The 8,478-nt window shown below is 46.7% G+C and carries 6 protein-coding genes; 1 reads left to right on the top strand and 5 read right to left on the bottom strand.

The features are described from left to right. The first annotated feature begins 112 nt into the window (after nt 1-112). Nucleotides 113-1,111 (top strand): hypothetical protein, encoded by a 999-nt coding sequence (locus ACUHMQ_RS19500; RefSeq protein WP_445297126.1) that lies wholly within the window; start codon nt 113-115, stop codon nt 1,109-1,111. A 294-nt stretch (nt 1,112-1,405) separates the two neighbouring features. Here ACUHMQ_RS19500 and ACUHMQ_RS19495 read toward each other — a convergent pair whose 3' ends face one another. The 5 genes from ACUHMQ_RS19495 to ACUHMQ_RS19475 form a co-directional block, all read right to left on the bottom strand. Continuing rightward, nucleotides 1,406-3,541 carry a peptidase domain-containing ABC transporter gene (locus ACUHMQ_RS19495; protein ID WP_445297125.1) on the bottom strand — a complete coding sequence of 712 codons (2,136 nt, stop codon included), beginning with the start codon at nt 3,539-3,541 and terminating at the stop codon, nt 1,406-1,408. Between the two features lie 94 nt (nt 3,542-3,635). After that, nucleotides 3,636-3,821 (bottom strand): hypothetical protein, encoded by a 186-nt coding sequence (locus ACUHMQ_RS19490; protein WP_445297124.1) that lies wholly within the window; start codon nt 3,819-3,821, stop codon nt 3,636-3,638. A 74-nt stretch (nt 3,822-3,895) separates the two neighbouring features. Continuing rightward, entirely contained in the window at nt 3,896-4,279 is a 384-nt protein-coding gene (locus tag ACUHMQ_RS19485; protein ID WP_445297123.1) for a hypothetical protein, read from the bottom strand. Between the two features lie 458 nt (nt 4,280-4,737). Then, nucleotides 4,738-6,588: a DUF3857 domain-containing transglutaminase family protein gene (locus ACUHMQ_RS19480; protein ID WP_445297122.1), complete on the bottom strand. Its 1,851-nt coding sequence runs from the start codon at nt 6,586-6,588 to the stop codon at nt 4,738-4,740. A gap of 303 nt (nt 6,589-6,891) precedes the next feature. Next, on the bottom strand, nt 6,892-8,115 hold the full coding sequence (locus ACUHMQ_RS19475; RefSeq protein WP_445297121.1) for an HlyD family secretion protein: 1,224 nt from the start codon (nt 8,113-8,115) through the stop codon (nt 6,892-6,894). Nucleotides 8,116-8,478 lie beyond the last annotated feature (363 nt).

The raw sequence follows: 8,478 nt of genomic DNA, 5'->3' as shown, positions 1-8,478 counted from the left end.
GGATTGGATCTGGTTCTACAATCACGAACGCCCTAACATGGCCTTGGGCGGTATTACCCCAATACAGCGGCTGGCCATGGTCGCATAGCGCTACTTCTGACTCCCCTTAAAAATGGGGGGATTACCGCAGAACGCCGACGGTAGCGCCAAAGCTCGTATTCCTGATGCCAAACCACGTAAGGCAACGGTATCGCTGGAAGACCAGCTTGCTGCCCTGGAAGACCGCGCCATGGTGTTCGAGACCCACGGCAAAATCGAGGAGGCTGAGAAAATCCGCAATATGGCAGGTCAACGCTATGTCACGGAGCATAGCTTGCGTGCCCGTAAGGCATACGATGCCTACCAGCAAGGCGATACGTCCGTATTGGCTAACTTCCTTGATAACGACATCCACGACAACCTGAAATACCAAGTGACGCGTCAGCAGGACGGTGGGGCTGTGGTCAAGCGTATGCGGGACGGCAAGCTCATCGATGAGCACCAACTGCCTGCCGACCAGGTGATGTACCTGTTCGGCCAGATGCAGGGACCGGAAGCGGCAGCCATGGCTTACAGCGCCTGGCAGTCCAACCACCGCGCTAACCAGCAGATGGACCTGCAGCGAAAGTCCTTCGACTTTGAAAAGGACATCAAACGCAAAGCGCTGGCACTCGATGGTGCACGCTTGAGCATGTCACAGACCGAATTCAATGACCGTCGCCAAGCGATCCAAAAGCAACGCGATCTGGCTGGCCAGTACAACCGGCTCAGCCCGGAAGAACGAGTCGGAGAGAAAGGCAGACAGCTCTACGCCAGTTACCTCGCCTTGAACGGTGGCTTGGACATTCAATCTCCCGACTACAAGATCGTGAACTTCGAAACGCCGACACCGGATGGCATGGGTGTGGTGAAGACGCCGGCAGTGGTGAATATGAAGAATCCGGCAGCCGGTACCATTCCACTTGCTGGACCGGGAGGCATGCCAGCAGCTGGCGAAGATCCGCAGCAATTGGCTGCACTCGCAGGTAAGGGCGACTTTGCGCAAGTACCGGTACAGCGTCCAGCCTCCACGGGTTTGCCTGGGTATCGTCAGCAGATACCCGTCCTACCGCTACAGCGATATCAGCCATAGTAATGATGCCTTTGTCACATTTTGACAACTGACGGACCTATAGGCGTGGATAGGACAACAAAGTGTATCTCTCAGGGGTAATACCCCTTTCTATTTTGTTACCCAAGCCAGCATATGCGAGGCTCGAATATGCTATCTCAAAAAGAAAGCGCACCGTAAGTGCGCTGAAAGCGAGTTGGTTTTACTGTTAGGGACTGAAAATATAGACAGCTAATTTCGAATTGCAATGATGGGTTAGCGACTACTTTAAGTTAGCAACAAGCGCTTGGGTACTACGTTTGAACAGGTTATGCATTAACTGGTCACCAATTCAGTATGGGAATGCGTGGGAACCTGGGCGAAATCTTGTTTTACCCGCCCTTGTTCGATACGAACCACACGTTGCGACATGGCGATGGTTTCGGGCCTGTGCGCAATGATTATCCGGGTTAGCTGCAGACTACGGATTGCCTCATTAACTTGGCGCTCCCTGGAAATGTCCAGGTGGCTGGTTGCTTCATCCAAAAACAAAATCTGTGGCTGTTTGTAAATGGCACGTGCAAGAAGGAGTCGTTGCTTTTGGCCACCAGATAGCGCAGCACCCATATCCCCAATCAAAGTGCGATAGCCCATAGGCATGGCTAGGATATCTTCATGGATGGCAGCTAGCTTTGCTGCGAATTCAATTCGTTCGAAATCGGTGGTATTGCTAAAGAAGGCGATATTCTCAACGACTGAGCCTGCAAAAAGTTGATCGTCCTGCATTACGGCAGCAATCATTTCTCGGTAGGCATGTAAGCCAAGGCCCTTAAGGGGCACGCCACCAACCAATACCTCACCCTCAGTAGGCTGAACAAGACCAAGCAGCACTTTTAGTAGTGTCGTCTTACCGCAACCCGAAGCGCCAACAATGGCAACGGATTCACTTGCATGGATGTGGAGATTCACGCCATCTAATACCCAGGGTTCGGTATCAGCATATCTAAACCGGACATTTCGCAATTCAATGCTGGGTGTATTGATCCTGGTAACCAAACCACTTGCATGGTGTGGTTCTGGTTCAGTTAAAACAATGTCAGCCAATCGGTCGCAATGAACGCGCAGCATGCGTATTTGAAAGAACAAATCAACCAAGCTACCTACGCGCCCGCTGAATTGGGTCTTGTAAGCGCCATACGCGAAGATCATCCCAACGGTGAATTGGTTGTCCATCACCATCAATGCACCGAAGTAAGTCACCAAGATACTTTCGATGCCAAACACTAAGCCATTGGCCGTATGAAAGATTACCCCGAGCCTTTGCGTGGCTAGCCCTCTATTGGTCGTGTTTACCACCAAGTTCAACCATTGGGAGCGTCGCTCATCTTCCCGGTTAAACAGCTTAATCGTCTGGATACCCCGTACCGACTCTAGGAAATGGCTTTTTTCCTTCGCTGAGTGAACAATCTGTTCCTCATTGGCCGTTTTAAACGGTGCATAGGATATCCAGCGAACCAGTACGTATATCGCAAGCGCTGCAAAACTGATCATCGCCAGCTTGACGCTATAGAGCAGCATCATGCCCAGCGCGACAACTGCCATGAGGCCATCAAGTAGTGCGCTTAAGGCGGTTGCGGTCAGTACACTCTGTATGGCTTGGATAGAGCCAAAACGCGATAGGACATCGCCCATATGGCGAGTCTCAAAATACCGCATTGGTAAACGGGTAAGCTGGGTAAACAAGCCAGAAACCCATTGCAGGCTTAGCGTTGTTGAGAAATAGATGACGACCCATTCACGAAATGTCTGGATCGCCATTTGTATCAACATCAGCAGGAAAAAGCCGATAGCCAATACCTGCATGAGGTCCCGGTCTTCCGAGACGATGACATCATCGATAACCCATTGCTGGAAGAAAGGGGCAAGAACGGCCAGCACTTCCAAGCCAAGGGAAAGGACGAGCACTTGAACTATTGCCCGCCGCATACCAACGACCTGACCCACAAGCTTTCTCAGGCTTAGCGGTTTAACTTCGGTCTTCTTTTCAAATTCAGGCGTCGGAGATAGTTCAAGCGCAACGCCTGTGAAATGTTTGCTGACTTCTTCATACCGTAGTTTGCGATAGCCAAACGCCGGATCGTGGATTTCCACCCATTTAGGGCTGACACTTTTAAGAACCACAAAGTGATTCAGATTCCAGTGCAGTATGCACGGCGTCTGCAGATGCGATAGTTCTTCCAGCTCCAACCGGAGTGGCCGGCCTGCCAAGTGCAGCTGGTTAGCGAACTGGATGACTTGGGAGAGCGTTGCACCCTTCAGCGACAACGTAAACCGACGACGAAGTGTAAGCAGGTCTGTGTGGTGCCCATGATAGTTAGCAACCATGGCCAGCGAGGTCAGACCACATTCCGATGCTTCCGATTGCAGGAGGATGGGAAGGCTTTTACTAAAGCGGAAATTCAATTGAGACATATCAAATTATTGCAATTCTTATTGCACATCCACATTGCTATATATTTATCTTGATAAAATGCAAAAGGTACACCGATGGTGTACCTTCGTACTACTAGGCGTTAGGCATTAAGGAATAACCTAATCTCAAATCATATTTTTCTTCAGCGTATTGGCTGTGTTCAGCTCTGCTAACACCCGGACTAAAGAAAATTGACATTTTTGCTGCATAGTCAGCGCTTAACGTCGAGTGCTTACCACCGGAAACAACTGCTACTTCATTTTCAAGCAGACTTCTCATTTTTCAACCTAGGCAAAGCTTAATAAATCACACTGGAGTACATGTGAGAAAAAGACTGACTTGAGATCTAAAAATTAGGTCTCAAGGTCCTGCCATTTTTTGGTGCCTTTATTTCCATGCCCACCACTTACAGTGAAGGTACCACCGCTGTTTCCGCCACTGCTTCCGCTAATGCCTTGAGTGCTTTCCCAAATGAAATCGCCAATTTCTTTCCCGTACTTGTCATTAATTGCAGTACCGATATCCCAGCCCAGAAAAGCTGCCGACGTAAGACCTGCACCAGCCATGCCTCCGACGGTCCCTGCAAGCGCTCGACCGGTCCATGAAGCACCAGCAGAAGAAGCCCTACTTACACCAACAGCTGCGCCTAAAGCACCACCAACACCTGTAGCTTCAGATGCTGTTCTCCCTTCAGAGCCTGCAATGGCCATAACTTCCAACTCATTTAATACTCTCATTTGAACTCCTCGAAGTTTCCCACTTATAATAAAGTTGGAATTGTGAAGTAGACTATTAATTACACCGGCCTACACTGCGGCTTTATCGGAAAAACTTAATTCTAAGTTTTCCATTTTCGTCTGTATTCTTTGCAATCCAAATAAGCGCCAGTCCAAGAGTAATAACTAAAAAGGCGCTAATTCCGACTAAGAGCGTTGCTGTATCCGCTGATTGGCGAAGTACGTCCCACTTAACATAAAAGAAAGAGGACATACAAGATAAATACACGATGCAAAGAGCAAATGTATCTATATGCAGAATTTTGCGCATATATACTTGATCCTTTCACTTTTTTGATGTTTGCTTCAAGTTCAATTCCTGTGGTGTTACAAAAATCCGCCGAATAAGAAATAGCTTTTACTGATTCGAGGACATGTAAAATTAAATTGCAAACCACAAGAATGATTCGTTAAATGGCTTAGCCCTCTACGATTACCTGACTTTTCAAGTCACGCATGATTTGATTTAATACGTTTTGCATTGCCTTGAAGTCTTCAACACTACAAACCGCTGAACCCAATGACTTTGCCTCTAGGTGCCTGAGAGCTTTAAAGCCCTCGTCTGTCTTTTGATAGCTTGAAGAATACTTGAAAAAAGTATCTTCCAATGCAATGCCTTTGGGAATGCTAATAACTTTTGCATTCGCAGGAATTGTATAGGTGGTTTCTTCTGTTACTTTGGAAGCGCCACACTTAAAGGGTTGGGTTCTAGTCTTTTCAAGCCCATAGTAGGTAATCACATCAGTTAGCCCGCCAGCTAAACTACTTACTATTGGAACGCCAGCTGTCCCTGTTAGATTGATATAGTTATCAATCTTGCTATTCCAAAGCACACTTTGCTGATCCGGGTTTTCTTGCTCTTTACCAAGTGCAATGACTCCTTCGCCCCTTAAATTATTCCTAGCAAGTAGTCGGGTAACCAAGGTGGTTTCGTACTCTTTAGGCATATTGTTTAGCTGGTAGCGATTAAACTCTGCGCCCCAGCCATAGAGCGTTTGTGTAGCATCAAGACTTACAACGCCATCTGCTTGAATCACATAACTAAATTGCGTAACTGCTTCACCAAGTTGCGTAACTGGGGTTTGAGACAGTTTCCCTGTTTTGGTCAGCAGCACCGGCTTACCTAATAACGAGGGAGGTAAATAACCCGCCCCGATTTGAGGGGTCGTTGTATCGGTGTACATTTCCAACGATGGAACATAGGTAATCGCATGATTGAATGCAGAGGTAAGCGGCACCTCTGGCAGCGTATACCGGTCACCGCTGTTGATTAGTGCAGTCGTGCTTTCTATATCTACAGCCGCCAGCATTGCTTCCAGCAGGGTTGTGTGGTCCTTGCAGTCGCCGTAACGGTTGCTCAATACTTCGTCGGCTGAATGTGGCACAACGCCGCCGCGTCCAAGATAGAGCGCCACATAGCGAATATTCTTCCGTACCCAGGCAGACAGAATGAGTGCCTTCTCCCGGTCGCTTTTGGTGTTCTTCGTTAACGCTATCGCTAGGTCACGGATTTGCTGGTTCGGTTTCGCTTTGCCATCTGCGTTTTTTTCATAGGCTTGTGCTAGCTCGGCGTAGTCTTTAAACGTGCTGACTTGTACCTGGTCGCCATAGTCCAAGTAAGAAACGGCATCCGCTTCCACACGATTTTTGGGGGTTAGACCATAACGCCATTCATAGACTTTTCTGCCTGTTGCCGTTTTAACAGGAACGGGGTTGTACCCTCTAGCCAATGACTTTAGCGTCATGCTTTCAGGCAAGTCGTAGGTAACAATCGATTCTTTATAAGGATTGAAACCAGGGGCATTCATGATATTAAAATACCCCGGAAACATGGGTTGCCGTTTGCGTGAATACTTGATGTAGGTTCGATCACCAACGGCTAAGTCTGGGAACACCACCACCTTGTATTCGATGTCGTTGAACTTTGGTGCATTTCCCGATACCGGGTCGGATTGAGTTTTGATATTTTCTTCTTTTACCTTAATTTTTCTACCATCAGCTTTAATGGTATAGGCTTCGATTGAGACCAGCTTATCTAATTGCTTGTTTAAATAAATGTACTCTTGCCCATTATCTTTAGTGGCTCTCTCTTCATTCAAGAGATACTGAAATTCAGAAACATCAGTGTAGTTACCATCCACCTCTACCTTGTAATAGTAATTTTCTTTTTCAACCGTAATGACAGGATCGTCACCAATGGTGGCTGCATTTGCAATTGAAAATGGGAAAAATACTACCGCCAATAAGCGTGATAATAGCTTTACAGACATGCCTGAATCCTCGGGGAAGCTTAGTTCTTATTTATAAAGGTGGAAGCTAGTATTAGATTAATTTAATGTTCGCCACATATATGCGAAGCCAAATATTAATACCTAAGTTTTTAACCACGCATCTGGTGGTTTACATTATGGACATTTGAATAGTTTTATGCCGTAGGTTGAATTTTTATTGCCTGTTATTGATTTATTTAATGATATGCTTAAATTTATCGCAATATAATAGTGAGTGAAAAATAAAATATCTAGAATTCACCGGTAATTAGCAATAATGAGTTATTTATTTTGATGGGCTAACTAGCTTAGTTTTCCTTTTATTGAGAATAGAGGCTCTAGCATCCATTCAATGATAAGTCGCTTATCGACCAAAATATCGGCTTCAACCTGCATATCAGGTACCAATGACTCTGCATTCCCGTAGACAGTAATGCGTTGTTGTCGTGGTACTACGGTAATTCTGTAGTGAGCTTCACCTATGGCTTGGGACTTGGTTACTACCGCACTGCGAGACACTTCTGTAACCAGTCCATCATGTTGGCCAAATTTTTGGTAAGGGAACGCCTTGTAACGTAATTGCACGGCTTGTCCAGGGCGTACAAATCCGATAGCGCTTGAAGGAGCATAGAAGTGCGCCACTAGCTTTGAGCCAGCCGGAATAATCGACGCCAAACCATTTTCGGTTGTAACAAATTGGCCTGGTTCGGCCTGTATCGAAGTCACTACCCCATCAGTAGGTGCGGTTATGATGAGTTCTCGTCGAGCCTCATACTCCGCGGCTTCAGCTTCCAATGCGGAAATGCTTCGTTCCAAAGTCGAGCGCTTACTTACTTCACGAAGCGGGAGTGCAATGACTTCTGCTTGGGTAGCTGTAATTAGGCTTTCAAGCTCACCGACATTTCGTTGCAGTGAGGCAAGGCGACCTTGCTGCGCTAAGAGTTCATCAGCCCGCTGCTGAACCTGCAATTCAGGTGCAAAGTTAGACTTTGCAAGCTCCTGGTACCGCTTGTACGTTGCCTCTGCTAGCGCTACCCGTGAGCGTTGGCCGGTAATCTCTGTTTTTAGCTGTGCGAGTTGTTCGGATAGATCAGTTAGGCGCTGTTTCTGTGTGCTGACTTCTTTCTGGTAAAGCTCAGCTTGAGAACGTAGCTCATTCCTCAGACTTTCCCGCCGTGCCGTGATCGACATGACCGCCATAGCGGCAGTAGAGCCCAACTGCGTATGTCTTTCCGCAGACAGTGAGAACAGGGCTTGACCTGCTTTAACCTGTTCACCTTCCTTCACATATCGGATGACTACCCGGCCTGCTTGTTGAGGAAAAATCCTAACTAAGCCTGTGTCTGGTACCAGAACACCAGTAGCCTTAATCTTTCTCGTAAAGTCCTTGAATAAGATTAGGAAGATGATGGCAACAATTAACGTCGCCACTATGATCGAAAAATAGAAAAATGATCTGGGATGCCTTAGAACAACTCTTCCAATTACACTGTGCGACTGATGTTCTAAAACTTCTTTCCGAACCAAGCCCAAATCAATCCACCTTGCACAAGCAACATTAATAACTAATTTTTCTAACTTCTTTCATTCTGTTCCAGTGCCTTTTTATGCGTCAATAAAGACACCAACAATTGCAAATTTGATTCATAAATATATTGAATATCCAAGTTTTCACTAAGAGTTGTTGCAAAACAATTAACTCTATGCACTTAAGGACAGTGACCATACAAAGCATGCCGGTATGCTCGTAACGATCACCGGGAACGGTAATCCCCCCGGAAAATAGGGGTGTGCAGAAGTAGAATTTTCTCGGATAGAGGGAGTTCTACAAAATGAAGAAATCGAGATTTTCGGACAGCCAAATCATCACCGTGCTTAAGGAGGCAGAGG

Source organism: Chitinimonas violaceus, from assembly GCF_052601015.1.
Note: the sequence above shows the minus strand (reverse complement) of the source record. Positions and strands in the feature narration are given on the sequence as shown.

Coding starts and splice junctions, on each gene's coding strand:
- ACUHMQ_RS19495 (WP_445297125.1), bottom strand. CDS start 3,541: ATGTCTCAATTGAATTTCCGCTTTAGTAAAAGCCTTCCCATCCTCCTG.
- ACUHMQ_RS19480 (WP_445297122.1), bottom strand. CDS start 6,588: ATGTCTGTAAAGCTATTATCACGCTTATTGGCGGTAGTATTTTTCCCA.
- ACUHMQ_RS19500 (WP_445297126.1), top strand. CDS start 113: ATGGGGGGATTACCGCAGAACGCCGACGGTAGCGCCAAAGCTCGTATT.
- ACUHMQ_RS19490 (WP_445297124.1), bottom strand. CDS start 3,821: ATGAGAAGTCTGCTTGAAAATGAAGTAGCAGTTGTTTCCGGTGGTAAG.
- ACUHMQ_RS19485 (WP_445297123.1), bottom strand. CDS start 4,279: ATGAGAGTATTAAATGAGTTGGAAGTTATGGCCATTGCAGGCTCTGAA.